The organism is Chitinophaga fulva, from assembly GCF_012927205.1.
Lineage (GTDB): Bacteria > Bacteroidota > Bacteroidia > Chitinophagales > Chitinophagaceae > Chitinophaga > Chitinophaga fulva.
Genome location: NZ_JABBGC010000004.1, coordinates 509963 through 536597 on the forward strand (window position 1 = coordinate 509963; position 26635 = coordinate 536597).

Consider the following 26635-nt stretch of genomic DNA (forward strand, 5'->3'; position numbering starts at 1 on the left):
TATTGCTGGTAAGCTATCCTGTGTAACTTTTAGCCTGGAAATGGTTCTCATCCCCGGTTATCTGCCATTGATTGAATACGCTTGTATTCTCTCAACAGGGCTCCTATTGCCAATACATTCCCGATATTTTTTCATTTCACAACCAAACTAAATTGCGATTATGGATCATACTGTCTCTTTCTCTTCAGGTTAATAATTGTCATATAGACACTAAAAAATAACACTGCACAGCAGAAGGCCCTTTATTGCCCGGTTTTCCAGCGAAACCGGATCAGGATTCCTATTACCCGGAATGAACAAACATTTATTCAATATGCATAGTAAAACCCGATATTACATTTGTTGTCTGACGCTCTTCCTGTCGCTATTCCACCTGCAGGCGGGCGCTGTGGACCTTCAGGATGCACTCGACAAAAAGATTACCCTCCACCTGCACGACGTTGTGCTCAAAGATGCATTGGAGAAAATCAGTAACCTCGCGGAAGTATCCTTTGTATACGTAGGCAACGAGGTACTGAATGCCAACAAAGTCAGTATATCTGCCCACAATGAAAAAGTAGGCGATCTGCTGCATAAAATATTAACACCCTACGCCCTGTCCTACAGCGTGATCTACGATCGTATCGTGATCAGGCGCGACGCTTCAAAGAAACTGACATCCCTCACCACCGTCAGCACACCACGCCAGGTAACACCACGGTTTACCGACGTGAAAGGCATCGTTATTTCTGAAAAGAAAGAACCGTTGCCAGGCGTAACTGTGCTGGTGAAAGGATCTTCCAGAGGCGCCACCACCAATACTAAAGGCGAGTTTGAAATTCAAAGGGTGCCCGGCGATGCCATACTGGTGTTCAACTTCACCGGCTACAAAATGGAAGAAGTACACTCCAGCGAATTTAAAAACGGTAGCATCACCATCATGATGAAAGAAAAACCGACACGCCTGCAGGAAGTGGTGGTGACAGGCTTTCAGAGCATCGATAAAAGTAAATTCTCCGGCGCCGCCACCCGCCTCAAAGGCGATGATGTGAAGATGGACGGCGTGACAGACGTAAGCCGCATGCTGGAAGGGCGCGTGGCTGGTGTGGCCATACAGAACGTGTCCAGTACTTTTGGCACTGCACCGAAAGTAAGGGTACGTGGCGCTACATCTATCAACGGCGATAACAAACCGCTCTGGGTCGTAGATGGTGTGGTACTGGAAGATGTGGTGAATATCTCCAACGATCAGCTGTCCAGCGGAGACCCTACCACCTTGCTGGGCTCTGCGGTGGCAGGCCTCAACGCCAACGATATCGAAAGTTTCGATATCCTCAAAGATGCGGCTGCTACTGCTTTGTATGGCGCCCGCGCCATGAACGGGGTAGTGGTGATCACTACGAAGAAAGGCCGTGCAGGCAAACCCGTTATCGCTTACAGCGGCAACTTCAGCACGCAACTGAAACCGAACTACAACAATTTTAATATCATGAACTCCGGCCAGCAAATGTCTGTGCTGGCGGAGTTGGAACGTAAAGGTATCCTTACTTCGGATATCCTTTCCCGTGGTGATATCGGTGTTTTCGGTAAACTGTATGAGTCGCTGGATGCAGATGGCAATGGCAACTTCCCCGTGCAGAACGATCCTGTGGCCATGAAAGCTTTCCTGCTGCGTTATGCCAATGCCAACACTGATTGGTTCGGCCTGTTGTTCCGCAACAACTTCGTGCAGGAACACTCCCTCAGTATCTCTTCCGGTACTGACAAATCGCAATCCTATTTCTCTACCAGCTTCTATAGTGATAACGGCTGGACACTGGCCGATAAAGTAAACCGCTACACCCTCAATTACCGTAATACCTATAAATTCTCTGACCGGCTTAGCGCCGGTTTCTCCGCTTTGGCATCGGTGCGGCAGCAAAAAGCACCGGGAGCACTTACCCGTAGCAGTAATCCGGTAGAAGGGCAATATGACCGCGATTTTGACATCAATCCCTTCAGCTACTCACTCAATACCAGCCGTACCCTCACAGCGTATGATCAGAACGGTAACCTTGAGTATTTCCGGAGAAATTTTGCGCCATTCAATATCATCAATGAGCTGCGCAATAACTCCCTCAACCTGAACATGATGGACCTGCGCCTGCAGGGCGACCTCGGTTGGAAGCTCACCCGCAACATCCGGTATGAATTCACCGGCGCTATCCGTTATGTGAAATCTTCCCGCGAACATCAGATCACAGAAAACGCGAACATGGCCAACGCTTATCGCGCCGCCGGAAACGCTACTATCGCGCGGAACAACAAGTTCCTCTACCGTAATCCTGATGATCCGGATGCACAGCCTGTTATTGTGCTGCCGGCCGGCGGTTTCTACAACCGTACCGAAGATCAGCTCATGAACTTCGACTTCCGCAATGGCCTTACCTATACAGATACGTTTGCACAAAAGCACAACGTTAACCTATTGGTAGGGCAGCAGGTTAAGTATGCCGACCGCCAGAGTGCGTCCAACACCGGCTACGGCTACCAATATGAAAACGGCGGAACTCCGTTTGTGGATTACCGTATCCTGAAACAAACCATTGAGTCCAATTTCCCATATTACAGCATGGGCCGCGACTATGACCGCTTTGCGGCTTTTTATGCGTCCGGCACCTATGCTTACAACAACAAGTACAACCTCACCGCTACCGGTCGTTATGACGGCTCCAACAGGCTGGGACAGTCCCGCAAAGCCCGCTGGCTGCCTACCTGGAGCGTGGCAGGTTCGTGGAACATGGAACAGGAGCCTTTCCTGCAGAAAGTAGGTTGGCTCAACTACCTCACGCTGCGTGCCAGCTACGGCCTTACCGCCAGCATGGGCCCAGCTACCAATTCCAACATCGTTTTCCAGACCATCAACACCCGCAGGCCGCACCTCAATGAAGTGGAATCAGTGATCAGTCTCGCGCATCTGCAAAATGATGATCTTACCTGGGAAAAGCTCTATACGACCAACCTCGGATTGGATGCGGGATTCTTCAACAACAGGCTTAACGTTTCCCTTGATCTCTATACGCGCAAGAGCTTCGACCTTATCAGTATCATCAAAACATCCGGCATAGGTGGCGAAATGTATAAAGCGGCCAACTATGCCGACATGACTTCCAAAGGAGTGGAATTGCTGATCGGAGGGGATGTGGTGCGTAAAAAGGACTGGGGTTGGAAATCCAATATCACTTTCGGTTACAATACCAACAAGATCACCAATGCCAAAAACATTCCGGCCATTTTTGATCTGGTGGTAGCAGAGGGCGGCAACAAAGAAGGATATCCGGTGCATAGCCTGTTTTCCTTACAATACAAAGGCCTTTCTCCGAAAACAGGCATGCCCTCCTTCATCAACCAGGATGGTGTTGTAAGCCCCGATGTGAACCTGCAGGACCTTAAAACGGCGCAGCTGGTATATGAAGGCGCGGTAGATCCTCCGGTGACTGGCGGGTTCTCCAATACTTTCCGTTATAAAGCCCTTTCACTTAATGTCTTCTTTACCTATCAGTGGGGTAATAAAATCCGGTTGTATCCGGCTTTTAAAACCGCCTATTCCGATCTGGATGCCATGCCCAAAGAGTTTTATGACCGTTGGGTAATGCCGGGAGATGAGAACACCACCCGTGTACCATCCATTCTTGATGCCTATGAGCAGACGCTGATCCGCGGTGCTTATCCGTATAACAACTACAACTATTCCACTGAACGGGTGGCCAAAGGCGATTTTATCCGGTTGAAAACCGTATCACTGACCTATCAGCTGCCCGTTTCCCTGATCCGGCGTGTAGGCTTCAACAGTATGTCTGTGAGCGGCGCCGCTATCAACCCATGGCTCATCTATGCCGATAAAAAGCTGCATGGCCAGGACCCGGAATTCTTCAACTCCGGTGGCGTGGCACAGCCTATTCAGAAGCAATTCACCCTGTCAATAAAAGTTGGTATTTAAAAATGGACCTATGGAACTGAGATATATAACTGTTTCGACTACACGTTTTATAAGACCTTTTGTAACAGCCGCACTGACAATAGGCCTGCTCACACTGGGCAGCTGCCGTAAGTACCTGGAACAGGTGCCGGACAGCACCTGGACAGACCTGAGCACACCTGATAAGGTATCTAAGCTGCTGGGCACCGCTTATCCACAGTCGTCTTACGTGGCGATGTGTGAAGCGATGACGGATAATGTGGCCGACAAAGGAGCCGGCGTTATCAGCCGCCCGAACCAGGACGCTTACTTTTTCCGGGACATACAGTCCATCGAGCAGGATTCTCCTGAAGCCTACTGGACAGCCTGTTACGTAGCTATTGCGGCCGCCAACCAGGCACTGGAAGCCTGCGATAAGGCCGTCGACAAAAAAGCGTATACCACCCAGCGTGGAGAGGCGCTGATTGCCCGTGCCTACGCACACTTTATGCTGGTGAACATTTTCTCCCGGATGTATGATGCGGCCACAGCCGCCAATGACCCGGGGATTCCTTATGTGACCGTCCCTGAAACGGTGGTGATCAAACAATACGACCGCAAAACAGTGTCCTATGTGTATGATATGGTGGAGAAAGATTTGCTGGAAGGATTGCCGCTGATCAGTGATGATGCCTATAAAGTACCGCGTTACCATTTCAACCGCAGCGCTGCCTATGCTTTCGCTACCCGTTTCTATCTCTATAAAAAAGACTACGCAAAAGTAGTGCAGTATGCTGATCAGGCTTTTGCCAACAACGACGTGGCCAACAATATGCGCGGCTGGAATACCACTTACAGCAGCCTTTCGCCCGAACAGCTCTTCGAGATCTATGCCAACGCTAAAGAAAATGCGAACCTGCTGCTGGTAGAAACACAATCGCTCTATGGCCGCAATGTGGGGCAATACCGCTATGACCTGGATAATGCCAGGCAAGTGCAGGTCCTGGGCTATAACGTTACCGGCGGACGCTGGGCTTACCCTATATACTACACCGGCTCCCAGAACTATTTTGTGCCCAAGCTGACGGAATACTTCGTGAAATCCTCTGTGAACGCCACTATCGGCCAGCCTTATGTGATGGTGCCTTTATTCACCACCGAAGAAGTGTTGTTCAACCGTGCGGAAGCTAATGCACAGTTAGGTAAATCCGCCGCTGCACTGAAAGACCTCAACCTCTTTGCCAGCAAGCGTATCCGCAACTACGATCCGTCTGTACATACGATCACTACCACTTCTATCAGGAATTTCTACGGTATCAGCAATGAAAAGGATGGCCTGATACACACCGTCCTTGATTTCAAGCGCGCAGAGTACTTGCAGGAAGGTATGCGCTGGTTTGACCTGCAACGCTATAAAATGACCGTGGTGCACACCACCCGTGAAGGAGACGTACTGGAGCTGAAACCGGGAGACAACCGATGGGTGTTCCAGATCCCGCAATCCGCCACTACATCAGGCATCGCATTAAATCCAAGATAAATATCAACCAAACAAAATCGCTGCATATGAAACTTTTTCTTCTCGCTTTATCCTTCCTGTTGCTGATGTCCTGCAGCAAGAAGGATGACCTGGGCAAGGTAGACGACATTCCCGGACTGGGAGGCGATACCTGGGTGAAAGGCCCGCTGGACCGGTGGCTGTTCGATACGCTCACCGTGCCCTATAACATCGCTGTGAAATATAAATGGGACCAGTTCGAATTTGAACTGAATAAAACGTTGGTGCCTCCCCGTGAGGAGAAAGTCATCCCCGTGATGAGCGCCATCAAAAAAGTATGGATGAGCACCTACATCGCGGAAGCCGGGGACCTGTTCTTCCGCCGCTACTGCCCCAAGTACTTTATCCTTAGCGGCAGTGCCAGCTGGAACGAGAACGGCACTATCACCCTCGGTACCGCGGAAGGCGGCCGCAAAGTGGTGCTGTACCTCGTCAACGATTTCGTGACCCGCGACATGCCCAATTACAAACCCGGTGACTCAGCCAACGTAAAGCAGATGTTCCATGTAATTGAACATGAATTCGGTCATATCCTCCACCAGACAGTGATGTATCCGGTGGAATTCAAACGGATATGCGCCGGTCTGTATACCGCCAACTGGAACAATATCGATGATATATCAGCCTATCAGGACGGCTTTGTAACACCTTATGCCATGTCTGGTTATGACGATGATTTTGTGGAGATGATATCCACCATGCTGGTAGAAGGCCGTGCCGGATTTGACAAGATCGTCAACAGCATCCCTCCGGGATATAGCATCAATGGCACACCACAGGCCGAAGCCAAGGCAAGGCTCCGCAGAAAAGAAGCGATGGTGGTCAGCTATTTCCAGACTGTATGGCATATAGATTTTTATAGCCTGCAATCCCGCACCAGAAGAGAAATCAACAAGCTATTGTATTAATCGTTTATGGGTATGAGAAAGAAACTTTTGTATTTATTACTGGTCCTTGCAGGTATCTATTCCTGCAAGAAAGAATCAGACCCGGTATTTGATAAGTCGCCGGATGAGCGGCTCAACGATACATTACAGCAATATCAGCAGATACTGACACACGCGCCTTACGGTTGGAAAGCCATGGTATACCCGGGCGGTTCTCCCAAATCGGTGTACAGCTTTTATTTCCGGTTCAACGATTCCAACCGTGTACGGATGTACAGCGACTTTGAGCAGTCTTCTACTGTTACGGCCAAAGAAAGCAGCTGGCGGCTTAAAGCGTTGCAGCAGCCCAGCCTGTTGTTTGATACCTATTCTTACCTGCACGTGCTCTGCGACCCTGATGCGGGCCAGAATGGCGGTGGCTTTGGTAAAGGGCTGGGGTCGGACTTCGAGTTTTCCATCAATGGCATGACCGGCGACACAATGGTGCTGACCGGCCGCTTCAACAGGAGCCGCGCCATATTGGTAAAAGCCACACAGCAGGAGCAGGCCGATTATTACCAGCAGCATATCAACCGTAACATCGACAGTGTACGGAAAATACTGACCTATTTCCACAGGCTAACCGTTGGCAACACCCGCTACGATGTAGAGGTGAACACGCTGACACACCGCATCACCTTTACGTGGGTAGTTGGCGGACAGGTGAAAACCGCTACTACCGGTTACTACTATACGTCTAAAGGAATTGCGCTGTCGCCGGCCTTTACAGACGGTACCAATACCATCAGCAGCTTCGACGACGTGAAGTTTGAAGATGGTGCAGTAAAAGGTACGATCAACGGTCAGCCTGCCAGTATATCCGAAACCGTTAAGCCGCTGGCGATGGATATCGCCGCGCCCAAGCGCTGGTACCAGGCAGCCCTTAGTCTGCGCCGTTACTGGGTTGCAGCAGAAGGGTTCCACGTCAATGGCGTAGACGATGCTTACGGCCTTAAGACACTGCCCGATTTTTTAGAGGCCACCTTCTGGCCCGAGGCCGGCGGCCCCGGTTCCGGCATCGATGCCTTTGGCATCATCGTACCGGAGGAAGGCCAGCCGACGCTGATGTATGGCGTGATACATACTGCGCCCACTTTCACCAGTGACGGCCGGGCCATCTTTCATGATACCAGGTTGTTTGGCGACCTGCCTCCGGACGTTACGCCGTTGTTGCGTACCCGTGCGCTGATGGCAGACCAGACAGGTTTTTTCCTTGTACAGACCAGCGCCTACACCTACGATATGGTAAGCGCCAAAGATGGTAAGTCCTGGATTACCTGGATACTCCCAAGATAAGGTTTAACCCCATCTGAAAACCAGCAAATGTTTTCTATATGAGAAATTATACGCTTTCATTTATTCACAAAACCATCCTCGTGGCAGGTATGCTACTGATGCTGGGTAGCCGTCTGCTGGCGCAGACTGATATCAGCATCGGTACCGGTACTACCGGGAACAGTGATATCGGATATCCCTGTCCGTTACAGGACTACTATGAGGGCAACAGGGCACAGTACCTGTTTACCGCAGCAGAGCTCACCGCTGCCGGTATGGGCCCTGGATTTATTACCGGTCTTAAGTTCGTTGTTAAAAACCTGAACAATGCCGATGTGATCGAACAATATGGTATCAGCATCGGCACTACTACTGTGAGCACCCTCGATGAAACCAGCTGGGTACCCGGTACTACCGTGGTGCGCACACCGGCAGACTATACCATCCTCAATGGTGTCAACAACTTCCCTTTCGGCAGTAACTTTTTCTGGAACGGAACAGACAACATTGTAGTGGAAGTATGTAGCGGCGCACTAGTCACCGATCCAGGCACCTTCTATTCCCACAACCCGGAAGTGGCCTTCACAACCGGTTTGGCGTTTAACGGCTCACATACTTATCGCGCCGATAACGAAAATAACCTCTGCGGGACCATCGAAACCGATAACACCGGTACCATGACCACCCGTCCGAACGTCACCTTCTCCTGGATACCCGCCACTGCCTGCACCGGTACACCTACCGCCGGCACTGCTGTGTCCAGTATGAGCACCGTATGTCTCAACGGTACTTTCGATCTTCGCCTCAATGGCGCCACCGTGGCTTCCGGACTGACCTATCAATGGCAGCAGTCTGCTGATAATGTTACCTGGACCAACATCAACGGTGCAGACAAAAGTATGCTGACGACCACACAGACCGCTACTACCTGGTACCGCTGTATCGTCACTTGTACTGCCAGCACACAGAGCGCTACCTCCACCGCCGTCAGCGTTACATCGCCTACATTGGTGTCTGGTACATTCACCATCAATAAAGCATTGCCAACATCAGGCACCAACTTTGCCTCCTTCAACGATGCCTATAACTATCTCAAATGCGGTATCAACGGCCCCGTGGTGTTCAATGTGGTGGCTAACAGCGGCCCCTATACGGAACAGCTCCTGCTGAAACCCGTGCCCGGCGCGTCAGCTACCAATACCATCACGTTTAACGGTAACGGTGATACGCTGAGATTTAATGCAACTTCTGCCAACAGGGGCGTTATTCAACTGGATGATGCCGACTATTTCACCTTTAAAAACCTGGTGATCAAAGCAATGGGCAGCGGCGCTTCCGGTTATGGCTACGGCGTTTTCCTGACCAACGACGCGGATTTTAATACCATCAGCAACTCCACCATACTGGTGGACTCTACGTCTACCAGCAGTACCAGCTACGCGGGTATCGTGATCAGCAGCTCCTATACTTCACCTACTAGCTCCGGTGATGCAAAATGTGATAACAACACTTTCTCCTCCAACAAAATTGTGGGTGGCTATTATGGTGTTGTGCTCACAGGTAGCAGTACCATGGCGAATATGAGCAATAAGATCATCAACAACACCATTACTGAATTCTATAACTCCGGGGTAAATGCCAGCGGATCATTTAACACGTTAGTGGAGAATAATATCATCAGCAGGCCGACGCGGGCTAACGTGTCGACCTTCTATGGTATCAATTTCTCCAACCTGAATACCAAAGCCAACATCACCCGTAACCGCATCAGCAATCCCTTTGGTGGTGCGCCTGCCAACGTGAGCACCAGTTACGGGATTTATTTCTCCAGTACTGACGCGCTGTCTCAACTGGAGAACGTGGTGTCCAACAACCTGATCTATAACTTTACCGGTAAAGGCGATGTCTACGGTATTTATAACTCCAGTTCAGACAACGTTTGGTATTTCCATAATACGGTTGCACTGGACGGGACTTCTACCAGCGCCACTACGTATATAGCGCGCGGTTTCTATCAAACCTCCAAAGCCGATGGTATTGAGTTTATCAATAACCTCATCTCGGTGACACGCGGTGGCGGCGGCAGCAAATACGCCGTGTATTTCAATACCACTACCGGTACCATCCATGCCAACAATAACCTGTACTACATGGCCGCACAGGGCGGTACCAGCTTTACAGGCTATTATACCGCCAACCGCAGCACCTTGCTCGACTGGCAGACGGCTTCCCAACAGGACACCGCTTCGTTGTCATCCAACCCGCTGTTTGCCGGTGTTGCCTCCGGCAACTATCAGCCTACCAGTGCTTCTATAGACAACAAAGGGCTGCCTGCCGGTATCCTCGTCGATATTAACAGCAATACCCGTAGTACCACTACACCAGACATTGGCGCCTATGAATTTACGCCCGGTCCGTGTACGACGCCGCCTACACCAGGCGACGCTACGGTGAGCACTACACCGGTATGTATCAACCGTAAAGTGTCACTCAGCCTGATCAATAACAGCATCGGCCTGGGACAAACTTACCAATGGCAAACAGCTACTACAGCTGCTGGTCCATATACCAATATTGGCAACCCGATGACCAATCCGGATACTGTGGTAACAGCCACGGCTACCCTGTATTATCGCGTAGCGGTGACCTGTACCGGTAATACGGCCTACAGTAACCCGGTATTGTTGTCTGTAAACCCGGCCTTCCCGGGTGGAACCTATACCATCAATAAAGGCGCGCCGTCCAGCGCGACTAACTTTGTCAGCTTTAATGCTGCCAAAGCAGCCATGGAATGTGGTATCGCCGGTCCGGTAGTATTCAATGTAGTAGCTGCTTCCGGTCCTTATGCCGAACAACTGATACTGGATTCCATCGCCGGCATGTCTGCCACCAATACCATTACCTTTAACGGTAACGGCAACACGATCAAGTTTGCACCAAACGACGACAATGAAAGAGCGGTGATCAAACTTCGTGGCGCTGACTACGTTACCTTCGATAGCCTCGTGATAGATGCACGCGGCGGTACCAACGGTTATGGCGTACACCTGCTGGCCAATGCGGATAACAATAAGATCACGCATAGCCGTATCCTTACCGACAATACCTCCACCAGTTCCAGTATGGCCGGTGTTGTGATCAACGGCGCTGACGCCAGCACCAGCAGCGGTTCCAACAACCTTTGTGATAACAACCTGGTGCGTGGCAATAACATCAACGGTGGGTACTATGGTGTGATCGTTTATGGCGCAACACCAGGTTCTCCTGTCGGCAACCGTATCGACAGTAACGCTATCAGTGAGTTCTATTCCTATGGCGTATACCTGTCTAATGCAGAAAATACTGTAGTAGACCATAACGATATCTTCCGGACAGCACGCAGCAGCGTGTCTTATTCCAACTATGGCATCAGTGTGAACAGCAAAGGTGATGGTACCGTTATCAGTGGTAACCGTATCCATGGCCTCTTCAATGCTGCCACCACCACCACTAACTCCTTCTATGGTATTGAGTTCAGCAGTGCTGATGCTATCGTTACTAATCCGGCGAAAGTGATCAACAACGTGATTTATGATATCCGTGGAAGTGGTACACAGCGTGGTTTCTATAACTACAGCAGCGACTTTGTGCTGTATTACCACAATACTGTTGTATTGAACGATGCCGCTAATACCGGCAGCGCGGAAGCCACCGGTATCTATCAGTCCAGCACTGTGGCTGGCGTGGAATTCCTGGATAATATCCTCGATATCAGCCGTAATGGCGGCGGTAACAGGACCGGTATATCCATTGCCGCTGCTGCGGAATTCAAATCCAACTATAACGACATCTTCGTAAAAAGCAGCCGTAATACCGCCTACACCGGTAATAACGGCACCAACTACATTACCCTGGCCGACTGGCGCGCCGGAGCCAAACTGGATAGTAACTCCCTCGCCATTCAGCCGGTATTTGCCGATCCTTCTATTGGTAATTTCGCACCGGTAATTTCTCCGCTGGATAACAGCGGTCGCCCGGTAGGTGTTACCATCGACATCCTGGGTGCGGCCCGCAGTACTACTACACCGGACATAGGTGCTTATGAAATCAGCATCCCTGAATGTACCTCACCGCCGGTAGCAGGTAATGCAACGGTAGATCCTACCACGCCGATCTGTATGGGTACCGCCATCAAGCTGGACCTCGTGGGTAACAGCAAAGGCGGTCATCAGACCTACCAATGGCAGGTGTCCGCTACAGCTGCTGGTCCGTGGAAATATGTGAGCGATACCCAGTACGTGAGTGTTTACAACACCATCGCTGGTGCGGAGAAATATTTCCGCTGCGCCGTGGTGTGCAGCAACCGCGATACCGTGTATTCCACACCGGTAATGGTGAACCTCAATGATCCATTGCTGGCAGGTACTTACACCATCAACCCGGCACAACCTACCAGCACCACCAACTTCCAGTCATTTGCAGCTGTTGTGTCCAAACTGGAATGCGGTATCGCAGGACCGGTGTTGTTCCTCGCTGCCAATGGCACTTATACCGAACAGCTGACCATGCGTAATGTCCCCGGTGCTTCCGCCGTGAACAGAGTGACTTTCAGCAGTGCTTCCGGCAATGCGGCAGATGTGACCATCACTTATGCCGGCACGTCCGCACTGAATTATGTGTTGAAACTCGACAGTGTGAGTTATGTGACCTGGCAGAAAATCACCTTCAAACCGACTGGTACTACTTACGCACGGGCCGTGGAATTTGCGAAGAAAGCATCTTATGACAGCTTGCAGCTTTGCGCCATCACGCTGCCGGTAACTACTTCCACCGGAACCAACAGTGCGGGTGTATACGCCAGCAGCTGTACCGGTGTGGGTAACGTGATCACCGGTAACGCCATCACCGAAGGCGGTAACGGCGTGTACTGGATGAATACCTACGGCGACGGTATGTCCCCGGGCGTCACCATCGACAGTAATACTATTACGCGGTCTTACAACTATGGTATCTATGCTGAGTATGTAAACAGATTGACAGCGCGTAAAAACACTATCAACCTGAATGGTGCGCTGGCATCCACTACATATGGCATTTATGCCGATGATTGTGATAGCGCGATTACTATTGGTCGAAATAAAATCAATATTAACAGTACCACTTCCAAAGGATATGCGATTTACCTCAGTTATTGTGAACCGACTGCAGCGGCTCCGGGCTTCGTGACCGGCAACGAAATCTTCGCCCGCACGGCCAATACCGGTGAGCTGAGAGGTATCACCCTGACGTCTTCCAACATGATCAGTGTGAATAACAACGTGGTGAGCATACATACTACTGCCACCAATTCGTATGGTCTTTACAGTGAGTACGGTAAAAACCTTAATTATCTCAATAACAGTATCCTGAATACTTCCACCAGCAGTGTGAACAACTATGCGGGTTATTTCGCGCATTCGTCTTCCTCTGCTTCACCAGTGAAAGTAAGGAACAACATTTTCGCTTCCGATGCAGGACGTCCTATGTACGTCGCCAATCCGAACTTCCTGAACAGCGATTACAATACGTTGTACACTACCGGTTCTGTATTGGTAAGACAAAATACACCGATTGCTTCCTACGCCACGCTGGCTGCTTATCGCACTGGTAGCGGTCTGGATGCCAATTCAATCGTGTACAAACCGGCATTTACAGGTCCGGCCGACCTACATCCGGCACTGACTGATCCGGAAGTATGGGCCATCCATGGCCGTGGTGTACAGGTGCCTGGTAACGATAAAGACATCGACGGTAATCCAAGGCCGGTGACATTGCAGGCAGGCGTACCGGACATGGGCGCTTATGAATTCCTGCCTACCTCCGTGCCGCCGGCATTACCAGCCTTCCCGGCAGCTCCGGCAGCAGGTGTTACCCAAACGTTCATGTTTGGTACCGACACCGTGACGAAGATCACCTGGAACAATGCCACATTGCCGTCTAACATGACCGTACGCCGTTATTCCGGCGTGAAACCGCCGAATATCGCAGCGGGAACGGACTTCATGTATTTCTATACAGACGTGGACGTTACACCGGCCAGCGGCGTGTACGACTTCAATATTCAACAGTTCTATCTTGATCCTTGGCAGGGTTATATCAAACGCCAGAAAGATATCCGGTTGGCGATGACCGACAGCACGGATAAGTGGAAGACCGATTCGCTGAGCAAGGTAGATGACATCACCAATGTGATCACTGACAGTACCCTGCATTATTTCGATAAGTTCACCGGCCTGAATGGTGGCACCGCCGCACCGCAGCAGCTGCAACCCGCAGACAGCTCCAACAGAGGCACCCGCTTCTGGGTAGGTTACGGCCATCACCAGTTCTTCACCGGCGATAACACCCAGCAAATGGTGCTGTACCTGAACGCGAAAGACTCTTCCAATGTGACGGTCCGCGTAAATGGCACCTCATGGGTTCGCACATATCACATACCGGCCAATAAAACCATCACGACGGAAACACTGCCTAAAGGCGGTATGAACGATGCCCGTCTGCTGGAAGAAGGCTGGTCCGACAGAGGTATCAGCATCGAAAGTGATGTGCCCATTGTAGCCTATGCACACATCTATGGCAGTGCCTCTTCCGGTGCCACCATGCTGTTGCCCGTAGGTACTTATGGTTACGACTACTACGCGCTGACCTCCAGACAGTATTATTCTACGGATACCTATTCCTGGTTCTATGTGGTGGCGGATTATGACAATACCACCGTGGAAATCACGCCCAGCGTGCCTACACTGGCCGGCAGACCTGCCAACCAGACGTTTACCGTAACCCTGAACAAAGGGGAAGTGTACCAGGTATTAGGCGCTCTGACAACTGGCTCTGAAGGATACGACGTGTCCGGCAGCCATGTCCGCTCCATCGTAAATAGCGACGGTAAGTGCTTCCCGGTAGCCTTCTTCTCCGGTAGCAGCCGTACCGGTATCGGATGTGGCGGCAGCACCGGTTCTTCTGGTGATAACCTCATCCAGCAAAACTTCCCGTCACAGGCATGGGGTAAAAAATACCTGACGGCGCCTACTTCCATCGATGATGATGCCACCAGCTTTATGACCAACATTTACCGTGTGCTGGTAAAAGACCAGTCCACCATCGTAAAACGTAATGGTGTGGCATTGACTGGCCTGATCAACAACCGCTTCTATCAATATGAAAGCAACACCGCAGATTATATCGAAGCAAATCAGCCGGTGATGGTTGCCCAGTATATGTCATCCAGCGGGGCCTGTGATAACACAGGAGGTGACGGTGATCCGGAAATGATCTACCTCAGCCCGCTCGAACAGGGTATCAAACAAGTCGGTTTGTACCGCAATACCGTTGAGTCTATCAACACCAACTACCTTACCCTCATCATACCAACAGGCGGATTGAGTTCTTTACAGATCGATGGCAGCAACCTGTTTGACCACACTTATGCGCATCCTAACCATCCCGGCTATACGGTAGTGGTGAAAAGGTGGGATGCTGCTGCAGCACAATGTAATGTTGTCGCTGACTCAGCCTTCACCGCTATCACCTACGGTTTGGGCAGTGTGGAAAGCTACGGTTACAACGCCGGAACATTGGTGAAGAACCTCAATATCCTGCCAGCCTTCAGCAACGTGCTGAATCCGTCCAGTGGCAACAACACGTACACTTGTGCGAAAACGCCGTTCCGTTTCTCCATGCTGATACCGGTGAAACCCACCACACTCACCTGGAAACTGAGCGCTGTGCAGCACCTGTCGCCCGCAGTGGACGTCGTACAGAACAACCCGGTGCCGAAAGATTCACTGGTGGCCAACGATCGTACTTACTATCGTTTTGTACTGCCTGATGAATATGTGTTCTCTGCACCAGGCACTTATAACATACCAATCCTGATTTCTCATCCGGACATAGAAAGCTGTAACAACAGCTTCGAGGCGATCCTCTCCATGAAGGTAATACCAGCACCGGTGGTGAACTTCACCAGTGCATACTCCGGCTGTGTGGGCGATGTGGCCCAGTTCACGGGCAGCGCCACTACCAGCAATAATGTGGGTATCAGCAGCTGGAACTGGAATTTCGGTGACGCCACTTACGGTTACCGGAAGGATACTACCAAACAATTCAAATCTCCGGGTATCTACAAAGTGAAACTCAGCATAGTAGCGGCAGAAGGATGTATCGGGGATACCACGAAAGAAGTGGAAGTATATACGCCGGGCGTAGCTGCTATCGTGAAAGATTCCATGACCGTGTGTACCGGCAGTGATGTATCACTGGCCGTAAAAGATCCGGAAGCAGGTGTGCTGTACAACTGGTACGATGCGCCAACAGGTGGTAACCTGCTCTTTACCGGTGACGTATACACGATCACTGCCGTGAGTGTCAGCGGTACCTACTACCTCGAAGCCATCAATCATGGTTGCCCGGGTGCTACCCGCGCCAAAGCAGTGGTGCATGTATTGCCGCTATTGACTAAACCGGTGGTGAGAGTAGACACTGTAGGCGTAAACATGATTCGCTTCAAATGGGATAAGGTGCCCAATGCCACCAGCTATGAAGTATCCATCGACGGCGGTCTTACCTGGACACAGCCATCATCCGGAAGAGAAGGGCTGGAGCATGTCATCACCGGTCTGCAACCTGTCCAGAGCGTGAAACTCCTCGTGAAGGTGAAAGGTTGTGAAGACAAAATCTCTGATCCGGCCGAAGGCAAAACCCTGCCGGATGGTATCTACATCCCCAACACGTTCACACCGAACAACGACGGTAAGAATGATATGCTGAAAGTGTATGGCTATATCATCAACAAGGTGCATATCGCCATATTCGATCAGTGGGGTGAAAAAGTGTTTGAGTCCAATAGCCAGGATATCGGATGGGACGGTACTTACAAAGGCAAAACGATGCCTTCCGGTGTGTACATCTATGTATGTCACCTGGTATTGAAAGACGGTTCCAGCGTAGAGAAAAAAGGTGTGATCAACCTGATCCGATAACCAAAAAATGGAAGAAAGATGAAGTACTTGCTTGCTTTCATAATTACAGCTGCGTTGCTGCATGGGGGAATAACCCATGCAGCAGCCCACAGCTGTCGGCAGGGAATAGACAGTCTGCTCAATAGCGCCCGGTCTATCACTGCTTATCCTAACCCGGCCTCTGTATCGGTGCATGTGAAATCAGTGAAGGACCTGCGGGAGCTGGTCATTTACGGACTGGACGGCAGGCAGGTGAGGAGAATAGCCACACCGGGAAAAGACCACATGGTGCAGGTTTCCGGACTGGCGCAAGGGCCTTATATGTTGCGGGCCTTATTTGAAGATGGGACAAGAACGTCGAAGATGATCATCAAACAATAATCATTTCAAGATGAAAAATTGTACAAGATGTTGACCAAAATAACCAATCATCCTGCCAGCCAACGGCTACAGCGATGTCTCATAACCATATCTGTGTTAGTGTTGCAGTTCGTAGCCTTTAGTTCGCACGCCCAGAATCTTTCCAACAAAGGGAAAGACTTCTGGGTTGGCTACGGACATCACCAGTTCATGGAACCAGGAGGGGGCAACACACAGGAGATGATCCTGTACCTGAGCGCCGAACAGGCCGCTACGGTAACAGTGAACATCACCGGCACCGCCTGGACACGGACTTATAACATCCCTGCCAATACTGTTATTGCGACAGACCTGATACCTAAAACAGGCGCCAACGATGCCCGGTTGTATTCACCACCGCCTTCTTTCGGCGGTACGGGCGGCGAAGGCACCTTTACCAACAAATCCATCCATGTTCACAGTAATGTGCCTATCGTAGCTTATGCGCATATTTTCGGCAGTGCCTCTTCCGGCGCTACCATGCTGATGCCGGAAGAAACATGGGGCTATTCTTATATTTCTGTCAACAGTCAGCAGGACTATGCCTCCGATTGTTTTTCCTGGATGTTTGTGGTGGCCAACCAGAACAATACCGTGGTGGAAATCAAACCTTCGGTGCTGACGCGTAATGGCCGTGCGCCGGGTGTTCCGTTTACCGTAACGCTTAATCGCGGTGATATTTACCAGCTGGTAGGCGCCTCCCTCGGTGGCTCCCAAGGCCGTGAGTTGACCGGTACCACGGTGAAATCCATTGGCAACTCCGCGGGAGAATGTTATCCCGTGGCCGTGTTTTCCGGTAGCAGCCGTACGTCCCAATCATGTACCAATAGCGGTGGCAGCGGTGATAATAATATTCAACAGGTATTCCCCTTCCAGGCATGGGGAAAACGTTACCTGACCGCGCCTTACTCTCATTCGGCCACCCCTACTTCCAATCAGACTTCGATGTATAAAGTAGTGGTGAAAGACCCGACGACGATCGTAAAACTGAATGGTAGTACACTTGGCGGATTGACCCCGGGTTCTTACTATACATTTAACAGCAAGACGGCCGATTATATTGAAGCCGATAAACCTGTACTGGTAGCGCAATACATGCCGTCATCCGGCTCCTGCGGCAACACCGATCCGCTGGGTGATCCGGAGATGGTTTATCTCAGCCCGATTGAACAGGCGGTGAAAAGAACTGGTTTCTATCGTAATAACCGCGAGTTCATTACGGTCAACTACCTGACGCTGATCATCCCTACCGGCGGTTTGGGTTCCCTGCTGATCGATGGCAGTCCAACGATCAATACCTCTTACCCACACCCCAATATGCCGGGTTACTCCGTGGCGGTGAAACGCTGGAATGCCGCACAGGCACAATGTATCGTGACCAGCGATTCGGCCTTTACCGCAACTACCTATGGACTGGGCAGCGTGGAAAGTTATGGCTACAACGCAGGTACGCTGATCAATAACCTCAACGCAGTGGGTGCTATTCACAACGAGTTTGATACTTCTAAAACAAAGAATGATTTTACCTGTACACAAACACCGGTAGAACTGTCTATCCTCATGGCTTACAAGCCTACCAAGATGGTGTGGAAACTGAGCCTGCTGGGAGCGGCCATTACGCCTAATGCAGATGTAACGGTGAATTCACCAGTGCCTACGGCCACCGTCGTGATCAATGGTATCACTTACTACAAGTATACCTTACCCGGCTCTTATAAATTTGCCAATACGGGAGAATTTGATATCACGGTGATGTCTACCCATCCATCTATTGAAAACTGTACCAATACAGAAAAGGTAGGCTATACGATTTCCGTGAAAGCCAAACCCCGTGCGATATCCAGTTACGCCTACAGTGGTTGTACGCTGGACAGCGCCATCTTCAAAGGAGAAAACAATCAGCCGGATTATAAGATAGACCGCTGGAAATGGGAATTTCCTGGTCCGGCACTGGATAGCGGCATCGAAGTACATCATGCGTTCCAGCCGGGACAGGCCAACGTGAAACTGACGGTGATCTCTACCGATGGTTGCGTAGGCGACACTGCCTTCCAGTTAACCGCTGCGGCCAAGCCGGTGGCTAATTTTGCCAGTGACGTTCCGTCTCTGTGCGAAGGCGCCCCTGTGAAACTGACCGACAATTCCACCTACGGCGGCACAGCACCATTGAAAGAGTGGTACTGGGATTTTGGCAATGACTCCGTGAAGAAAGCTACCACCAATGCGCCGGAATCTATGACCTATAACGGCTATAAAACTTATACCATCAAACATGTGGTGAAAGTGAGCGACCTGTGTATCAGCGATACCGCCACCCAAACCATTACGGTATATGCGAAGCCGCATGCAGCATTCACTTTCCCCGGTGACTGTCTGCCGGTAAATGGCATCGTGCAATTTACCAGCACCGCCACCGTGCCCGATGCGCAGACGCTCGCCGGACACAGCTGGGATTTTGGTGATGCGAATGCTACACCAACCAATCCGAATACGTCATTGATAGCATCGCCCTCACATGCCTATACGAAGTTTGGTACCTATACCATCAAATACCAGGTGACTACCGATAAAGGCTGTACGAAAGATACGACCGTCACCGCCAGCTTTAAGCTGAAGCCGCAGCTGGCCTATGCGCCGGTGACCGGTGTATGCGTGAACGTGAAGGGAACTATCAAAGTGGCCAATGCTACTGTGCAGAACGGGGTAACGGGCAAAGGCTACTACAAAGGGCCGGCAACCGATTCCTCCGGTAATTTCACTCCTTCCGTAGCCGGTCCGGGAACACATCAGATATGGTATGTGTTTAACACCAGCACCGGTTGCTCGGATTCAGTGGCTACTAACGTGGTCGTATATCCCAAACCAACGGCGGCCTTTACCGCAACGGCCAATGTCTGTCTTGGCCAGCCTGCGGTTATCACAGACCAGTCCACTATCAGTGGTGGCGCCATTACTACCTGGAAATGGGATGATGGTAAAGGCCAACAAACACAGGCTACCAACAATAGTCCGTTTAACATCCTCTATACTGCCGATGGCAGCTATACCGTGAAGCTGGTGGCCGTCAGTGATCAACAGTGCCTTAGCGATACCGCCTCCGTGCCGGTGGCTGTGCATCCGTTGCCGGAAGTGAATTATCAATTGCCTGCTTCCGTGTGTATGCCGGAAGGTAGCGCCAAGTTCACTAACCTGACAACGATCAAGGATAACTCAGCCCTCACCTGGCAGTGGAACTTCGGCGATGGCAGCGCTACCTCCGCATTAAAAGACCCACTGCACAACTACACTGCTTACGGTCCGTTTGACGTAGTGCTCTCCGCTACTTCCGCCTTCGGTTGTAACGCACAGGCCACCAAACGGATAGAGGCATTTTTCGGTCAGCCTGTGGCTTCCTTTAAAGTTGCTCCTGACACGCTGTGCCAGGGAACAGATAACACATTCACTGACCAGAGCACGGATGCTAAAAGCAATATCATTACCTGGGCATGGGAATTCGGTGATGGTTCTACCTCCACCGCACAGAACCCGGTGAAGAAATACACCTCTCCCGGTGAATACGGCGTGCAGCTGAAAGTAACGAATGCCGCGGGTTGTACCTCAGCGCCGTTCAGCAGCAAAGTAGTGGTATACCTGCAACCTGTCATCGACGCAGGGCAGTCGTTTGTTGTGCCACAGGGAACAGTGATCACTTTCAGGCCTACGGCCAATGATTCCGTGAACCTGAAGTTCCGTTGGGAACCAGCGGCTGACTTCCCGAACCCGACATTGCTGTCGCCCACCATTCCGGCGATGCATGATCAGGTTTATACGCTGACTGCTATCGGCAAACACAACTGTACCGCCAGCGACCAGATGTCTGTCAAGGTGTTGAAACCAGTGATACCGCCCAATGCTTTCTCTCCCAATGGTGATAACATCAACGACAGATGGGTGATCCATAACCTGAGCGATTATCCTGACAGTAAAGTGGAAGTATTTAACCGCTACGGTCAACGGGTATACGAATCCAGTGGTTATGCCCTGCCATGGGACGGCCGCTTTAAAGGCAATCCGCTGCCGGTAGGCACCTACTACTATGTCATCACCCTGCGTAACGGATTTGCGCCGCTTTCAGGGTATGTGGCCATCATCAGATAACGAACATTATTCACATAAAACACGGACACAAAATGAGAACTAAAATTGCAACATGGCTCATGTCAGTGACAGCCTTCTTCGCCTGCTCCAGGGCGATGGCCCAGGCTGACCCGCATTTCTCGCAGTACTATACCTATCCCTCGTGGCTCAATCCGGCCCTCACCGGTGCTTTCGACGGGGACTACCGTATCGCTGCGATATACCGCACCCAATGGGGAAATATCAGCCCTTTTAAAACATACGGTATCACGGCGGAAGTGCCGACCGCCAAAAATATCAACTTCGGCGCCAGCGTACTGAATCAGGCTGCCGGTGATGGTGGCTACAACTACACCACCGGTTATGTTAGTGCCGCCTATACAGGCGTGAAGTTGGATGCGGCGCATTATCATCAGCTCAACTTTGGCCTGCAACTGGGATTTATCCAGCGTCGTTTTGATCCTTCCAAGCTCACCTTTGGTGAGCAATGGAACCCGGTGACAGGCTATAATCCTGGTAACCCGGTTACCGATGTGCTCACCAGGACTTCTTCGCTTTCTTTTGATGCTGGCGCCGGCGCACTCTACTATGATGCCACACCGGGCAAGAAGTTCAATATCTATGGCGGCTTTTCCGTGATACATCTCACCCGTCCGCAGGACCAGTTTGCTGCAAAGGGAGATGCCCGTTTTCCCATGCGCTTTAACGTACATGGTGGCGTGAAACTAACGTTGTCGGACATACTGAGTATTACGCCCAACTTCCTGTTTATGGCGCAGGGACCGGCGCAGGAAAAGATGATCGGCGCCTATGGGCAACTGAAAGCCGCCCCGGAAACAGACTTTCTCCTTGGGCTGAACTACCGTTACAAAGATGCCTTCACCACCCACGCCGGTTTTATTTACAAGACCATGATGCTGGGCGTGAGCTACGATATCAATACATCAGACCTGAGCAAGATGGCCCGCGGTTCTAACAGCTTTGAAGTATCACTCACATTTATCGGACGGAGGAAGGTGAAGACACCGGAAGTGGAATTTGTATGCCCCCGTTTGTAATTCATCTCTACATGTAACAGACATCTCATGAAAAAAATATTCTTTACCGCATCTGTGTTACTGGCCACTATGACGCTACAGGCGCAGTTTACCTACGATTACCTGAAAGCAGCCGATCAGTACTATAAAAAAGAAGATTACAATTCAGCTGTACAGTATTATGAAAAATACCTCGGCACCAGGCACAAATCCTTCCGGCAGGATTCCTATAAGCCCTATGCGGCGGTGAATGCCAGCCGTAAGAACATCGTGCCGGTGAGCAGTGAACAACAGGCAGTATATAAACTGGCAGAGAGTTACCGCAACCTGCACAACTATGAAAAAGCGGCACCTCATTATGAAACAGTATTGGAAGCAGACAGGAAAAATTTCCCGCTGGCGGCTTACTATTATGCTGTTTCGCTTCGTGCCCTCGGTAAGTATGAAGAAGCGGAAAAGGCTTTCCATAGCTTCCTGCAGGGCTACGGCTCAAATGACAGCTACAGTGCTTCTGCCGAACGGGAAGTCAACAACCTCGCATTTATCAATGCCCAATTAAAACGGTCTGACCTTTCCCTCTATGAAATACGTAAAGCGCCGGCTGCGCTTAATACCACCGGCGCCAGCTATGCGCCGCTCTGGACGGCCGATGGCGCATTACTGTTTACCTCCACCCGTCCGGACCCAGCCAAAAACAAAGGGTTCATTAACAGGGTGTACACCGCCGACTATGCTGACGGACAAGCTGCCAATATCAGGCTGCTGCCGGTTGCCCAGCCTGAATCGCTGCACCAGGGCGCTGTCAGCATCAGCCCAGATGGACAGCAGCTGTTCATCACCCGTTGGCAGATAGATCACGGTAAAAAAATCACCGCTATCTGGGTGTCCCGCAAAAACGGCAACGACTGGGGAGAACCTGCGCCACTGGACGCTGTGATCAATGTGCCGGGCAGCAACACACAACAGCCGTTCGTATTACCTGATGGCAAACACCTGCTTTATGCCAGCGACCGTCCCGGCGGACAAGGTGGATTTGACCTGTGGTGCGCCACGCTCGACGAAGCCGGTAAACCGGTGAGCACCGTCAACCTTGGTGAGGTGATCAATACCACGGATAACGAACAGGCGCCTTATTACCACACCGCCACCCGCACGCTGGTGTTTTCCTCAGATGGCAGGACCGGCATGGGTGGTTACGATTTCTTCAGCAGCAAAGGAGAACCGGGCAGCTTTCAGCCGCCGGTGAATATGGGATATCCTGTCAATTCCGTCAAAGATGATATTTACTTCGCCAGTCGCAGTAACAACCGTAATCTGCTGGACGATGTGCTGCTGGGAACAGACAGAGCGGCCGAATGTTGCCTTGAGCTTTTTTTCCTGCACAAAACCCGGCCGGCGCGGCAGCTCAGCGGTATCGTGGTAGCATGTAACAGCAATACACCGGTTGCCGGTGCGGAAGTGCGTATCATCGATACCGTTAGCCACCAGGTGATCACCACCCGCAGTACCGGTGCCGATGGTAGTTATGCTTTTACGTTGAACGAATACCAGCCGCTGGTAGCCGTAGCTAACGCAGTAGGTTATACGCAGGGCTCCCAGCGCATCGGGGTGCCACAGAATGAAGATACCGTAGCCATCACCGCGCCGGAACTGTGCCTTACCCCGATAGTGCCGCCGCCATCGCCGGTGACACTCGAAAATGTATACTACGACTACGATAAAGCAACGCTCAAAGAAGAATCATCTGCATCCCTGGATAAACTGGTGACCCTGCTGCAGGCCAACCCTGAAATGGAGATAGAACTAAGCGCGCATACCGACAGTAAGGGCAGCAACCGCTACAACCAGCGCCTTTCTGAAGCCCGTGCCAAGAGCTGCGTAGATTATCTCGTGGAAAAAGGAATAGACCCTCATCGCCTTACCCACAAAGGTTACGGCGCATCCATGCCAATAGAGCCCAATACGCTGCCAGACGGATCAGACAATCCGGAAGGAAGACAGAAGAACAGAAGGACCACCTTCACGATAACGAAGAAGTAATGCGGGCCTGTTTTTAATCTAAAACATTGAGTCATGAAAAAGTTTGTGTTAACTGGTCTGATAGGATTGATGGCGATGTGGGTGCAGGCGCAGCAACAGCCGCACTATACGCAGTATATCATGAATCCTTTCATCATCAATCCTGCTGTGGCAGGAATAGAAAACTACTGGGACCTGCGGCTGAGTCACCGGCATCAATGGGCAGGATTGAATGGTGCGCCGGTGACCACCTATCTGACGGTGCACGGGCCGTTGCGCAAATCGGATTACAGCAATGCATCGCCTACCGGCTTTGAGATGCAAGGGGAGAACCCTCGGGGCAAAGCTTACTGGCGTGACTATACGACGCCTCCGCCGCACCCCGGTGCTGGCCTGACTATCCTGAATGACAAGGCCGGGCCGCTCAACCGCTTCTCCATCAGTGCCGCTTACGCTCATCATATCAACCTGACGCCAAGGACCAGCCTCAGTGCCGGCCTGTCGCTCGGTATGCAGCAGGTGAGCCTCGATGCCAGTAAAGTGGGGTTTCTTGATCCTAACGATCCGGCCATCGGCGGTACTGGTATCCTGAACCGCTGGCGTCCTGATATCGGTGCTGGTTTGTGGCTGTATTCTGCTGATTTTTTTGCAGGCATCTCGGCGCAGAACATCATCCCCCAGAATATCGGCTATGATAACGGTAAACTGGTGGGGGATAGCGTATACCGCGGTAAACTGGTGCCACATCTCTTTTTCACAACGGGCTATCGCTTGTGGATAAACGATGATATCAATGTGCTGCCTTCTGTGATGGTGAAGTTTATTACGGCGATGCCGGTCAGTGTAGATGTTAATGCCCGTATGATGTACCGTGACAGGCTTTGGGTAGGCGCCTCTTACCGTTTGCATGATGGTGTAGCGGGTATGTTTGGTGTGAACATCAACTCCACTTTTAATATAGGTTACTCTTACGACTATACGGCGTCTTCGTTGAATACTGTCAGCAAAGGATCGCATGAGATCATGATCGGTTTCCTGCTGGGTAATAAATACGGAGATACCTGTCCGCGGAATGTATGGTAGAAAAAATCAATCAAAATAAACATTTAAATCCAAACTGTAATGATGAAACAAGTATTGCGTTGCATGCCCTATGCACTGGTTCTTTCTGTTGTAGTATTTTTCATGTCCTGCTCTAAAGATGGTTCCCAGGGCCCTGCTGGTCCCGCCGGTTCCAATGGTACACAAGGTCCTCAGGGCCCTAAAGGAGATCCCGGAGATCCCGGTTCCGCCAATGTTATCTATTCCGGCTGGGTGGATGTTCGTTTCCAGGGTGCTCAGACTTCTACCAGACCTGACGGCACCGTAGACACAGTCGTGTATGCGGCCACACTTAATGTACCTAAACTGGATTCCGCTGTATTGGCCAATGCCCTGGTAAATGTGTATATCAACCTGGGCACTGCTTCGCAGCAGAGCATTGTGCTGTTGCCTTACACCGATGAATTCGGGACGCTGATCCGTTACGTGGCAGCTTCCAAATCCATTAATCTTATTTCGAATGGTAATCCCAGTACCCAGACAACATCAACCGGCAAACGTTATCAGTACCGTTACGTGATAGTGCCGGGCGGTGTGGCTGCCCGTTCTGCCAGCAGTCTGGACTGGAGAAATTATAGCCAGGTTCGGCAGGCGCTGAATCTGCAAGACTAGGTTATTTACTCATAGCCTCCAGCATATAGAAATAATGGTCTCCCTGTCGAGGGAGACCGTTTCCTGAACTTATTTTTTAACGCTTGAAACCTGTGTATGAACAAGTATTCTGATTTTACCGACCACGAACTCATTCGCCTTTATATTGATGGCGATAACCATGCGTTTACCACGCTGGTACATCGTCATAAAAACAGATTGTATACGACTATTGTACTGCTGGTACGCAACCGCGATCTGGCAGAAGATATTTTTCAGGAAGTATTCATCAAGATTGTCAATGCCCTCCACAGCGGGCAATATGCTGACAACAACCGGTTCCTGGCCTGGGCGGTACGGATTGCGCATAATTGCTGTATCAGCCATTTCCGTAAAGCCAGCGCCTGGGGCAAAACCATGGTAGCGCCCTATAATGATGAAATGGGTGATAGCCTCGATCTGATGGAACACAGTGCAGAACACCACCTGATAATGCATGAAACGAACCAGGAGATAGGAGCTTTGCTGGACCAGCTGCCGACGGTACAGCGCGAAGCCGTGATCTTACGATATTATGCAGACCTGAGTTATAAAGAGATGGCACAGACCATCGGTATCAGTATCAATACTGCCCTGGGCAGGGTACGCTACGCGATCATGAACCTGCGGAAACAGATGTTGGTGGAAGAGGAGTAATTGTCCAAATGCAGGTATATAAAGAG

Annotated in this window: 12 protein-coding genes; all 12 read left to right on the forward strand. The window is 51.0% G+C overall.

Annotation, left to right across the window (positions count from 1 at the left end):
- Positions 1-313 precede the first annotated feature (313 nt).
- The 12 genes from HHL17_RS30525 to HHL17_RS30580 all read left to right on the forward strand — a co-directional run bounded on the left by HHL17_RS30525 (position 314) and on the right by HHL17_RS30580 (position 26609).
- Positions 314-3958 (forward strand): SusC/RagA family TonB-linked outer membrane protein, encoded by a 3645-nt coding sequence (locus tag HHL17_RS30525; RefSeq protein WP_169228603.1) that lies wholly within the window; start codon positions 314-316, stop codon positions 3956-3958.
- 10 nt (positions 3959-3968) lie between these two features.
- Positions 3969-5456 carry a RagB/SusD family nutrient uptake outer membrane protein gene (locus HHL17_RS30530; protein ID WP_169228604.1) on the forward strand — a complete coding sequence of 496 codons (1488 nt, stop codon included), beginning with the start codon at positions 3969-3971 and terminating at the stop codon, positions 5454-5456.
- Positions 5457-5482: 26 nt separating this feature from the next.
- Entirely contained in the window at positions 5483-6382 is a 900-nt protein-coding gene (locus tag HHL17_RS30535) for a zinc-binding metallopeptidase (RefSeq protein ID WP_169228605.1), read from the forward strand.
- Positions 6383-6394: 12 nt separating this feature from the next.
- Entirely contained in the window at positions 6395-7696 is a 1302-nt protein-coding gene (locus HHL17_RS30540) for a DUF4302 domain-containing protein (protein ID WP_169228606.1), read from the forward strand.
- A 38-nt stretch (positions 7697-7734) separates the two neighbouring features.
- On the forward strand, positions 7735-16671 hold the full coding sequence (locus HHL17_RS30545; protein ID WP_169228607.1) for an Ig-like domain-containing protein: 8937 nt from the start codon (positions 7735-7737) through the stop codon (positions 16669-16671).
- Positions 16672-16689: 18 nt separating this feature from the next.
- Positions 16690-17031, forward strand: a complete 342-nt coding sequence (locus HHL17_RS30550) for a T9SS type A sorting domain-containing protein (RefSeq protein ID WP_169228608.1) — start codon at positions 16690-16692, stop codon at positions 17029-17031.
- Between the two features lie 27 nt (positions 17032-17058).
- Positions 17059-21186 carry a PKD domain-containing protein gene (locus HHL17_RS30555; RefSeq protein ID WP_169228609.1) on the forward strand — a complete coding sequence of 1376 codons (4128 nt, stop codon included), beginning with the start codon at positions 17059-17061 and terminating at the stop codon, positions 21184-21186.
- Positions 21187-21218: 32 nt separating this feature from the next.
- On the forward strand, positions 21219-22223 hold the full coding sequence (locus tag HHL17_RS30560; protein ID WP_169228610.1) for a PorP/SprF family type IX secretion system membrane protein: 1005 nt from the start codon (positions 21219-21221) through the stop codon (positions 22221-22223).
- A gap of 27 nt (positions 22224-22250) precedes the next feature.
- Complete coding sequence (locus HHL17_RS30565; RefSeq protein WP_169228611.1) at positions 22251-24242, forward strand: OmpA family protein; 1992 nt, start codon at positions 22251-22253, stop codon at positions 24240-24242.
- Positions 24243-24275: 33 nt separating this feature from the next.
- Positions 24276-25304: a PorP/SprF family type IX secretion system membrane protein gene (locus tag HHL17_RS30570; protein WP_169228612.1), complete on the forward strand. Its 1029-nt coding sequence runs from the start codon at positions 24276-24278 to the stop codon at positions 25302-25304.
- Positions 25305-25343: 39 nt separating this feature from the next.
- Positions 25344-25934 (forward strand): collagen-like triple helix repeat-containing protein, encoded by a 591-nt coding sequence (locus HHL17_RS30575; protein WP_169228613.1) that lies wholly within the window; start codon positions 25344-25346, stop codon positions 25932-25934.
- Between the two features lie 96 nt (positions 25935-26030).
- Positions 26031-26609, forward strand: a complete 579-nt coding sequence (locus tag HHL17_RS30580) for an RNA polymerase sigma factor (RefSeq protein ID WP_169228614.1) — start codon at positions 26031-26033, stop codon at positions 26607-26609.
- The last annotated feature ends 26 nt before the right edge of the window (positions 26610-26635 follow it).

Excerpts from the sequence above, each read along its gene's own strand:
- HHL17_RS30525 (WP_169228603.1), top strand. The coding sequence starts at position 314 with ATGCATAGTAAAACCCGATATTACATTTGTTGTCTGACGCTCTTCCTG.
- HHL17_RS30530 (WP_169228604.1), top strand. The coding sequence starts at position 3,969 with ATGGAACTGAGATATATAACTGTTTCGACTACACGTTTTATAAGACCT.
- HHL17_RS30535 (WP_169228605.1), top strand. The coding sequence starts at position 5,483 with ATGAAACTTTTTCTTCTCGCTTTATCCTTCCTGTTGCTGATGTCCTGC.
- HHL17_RS30540 (WP_169228606.1), top strand. The coding sequence starts at position 6,395 with ATGAGAAAGAAACTTTTGTATTTATTACTGGTCCTTGCAGGTATCTAT.
- HHL17_RS30545 (WP_169228607.1), top strand. The coding sequence starts at position 7,735 with ATGAGAAATTATACGCTTTCATTTATTCACAAAACCATCCTCGTGGCA.
- HHL17_RS30550 (WP_169228608.1), top strand. The coding sequence starts at position 16,690 with ATGAAGTACTTGCTTGCTTTCATAATTACAGCTGCGTTGCTGCATGGG.
- HHL17_RS30555 (WP_169228609.1), top strand. The coding sequence starts at position 17,059 with ATGTTGACCAAAATAACCAATCATCCTGCCAGCCAACGGCTACAGCGA.
- HHL17_RS30560 (WP_169228610.1), top strand. The coding sequence starts at position 21,219 with ATGAGAACTAAAATTGCAACATGGCTCATGTCAGTGACAGCCTTCTTC.
- HHL17_RS30565 (WP_169228611.1), top strand. The coding sequence starts at position 22,251 with ATGAAAAAAATATTCTTTACCGCATCTGTGTTACTGGCCACTATGACG.
- HHL17_RS30570 (WP_169228612.1), top strand. The coding sequence starts at position 24,276 with ATGAAAAAGTTTGTGTTAACTGGTCTGATAGGATTGATGGCGATGTGG.
- HHL17_RS30575 (WP_169228613.1), top strand. The coding sequence starts at position 25,344 with ATGATGAAACAAGTATTGCGTTGCATGCCCTATGCACTGGTTCTTTCT.
- HHL17_RS30580 (WP_169228614.1), top strand. The coding sequence starts at position 26,031 with ATGAACAAGTATTCTGATTTTACCGACCACGAACTCATTCGCCTTTAT.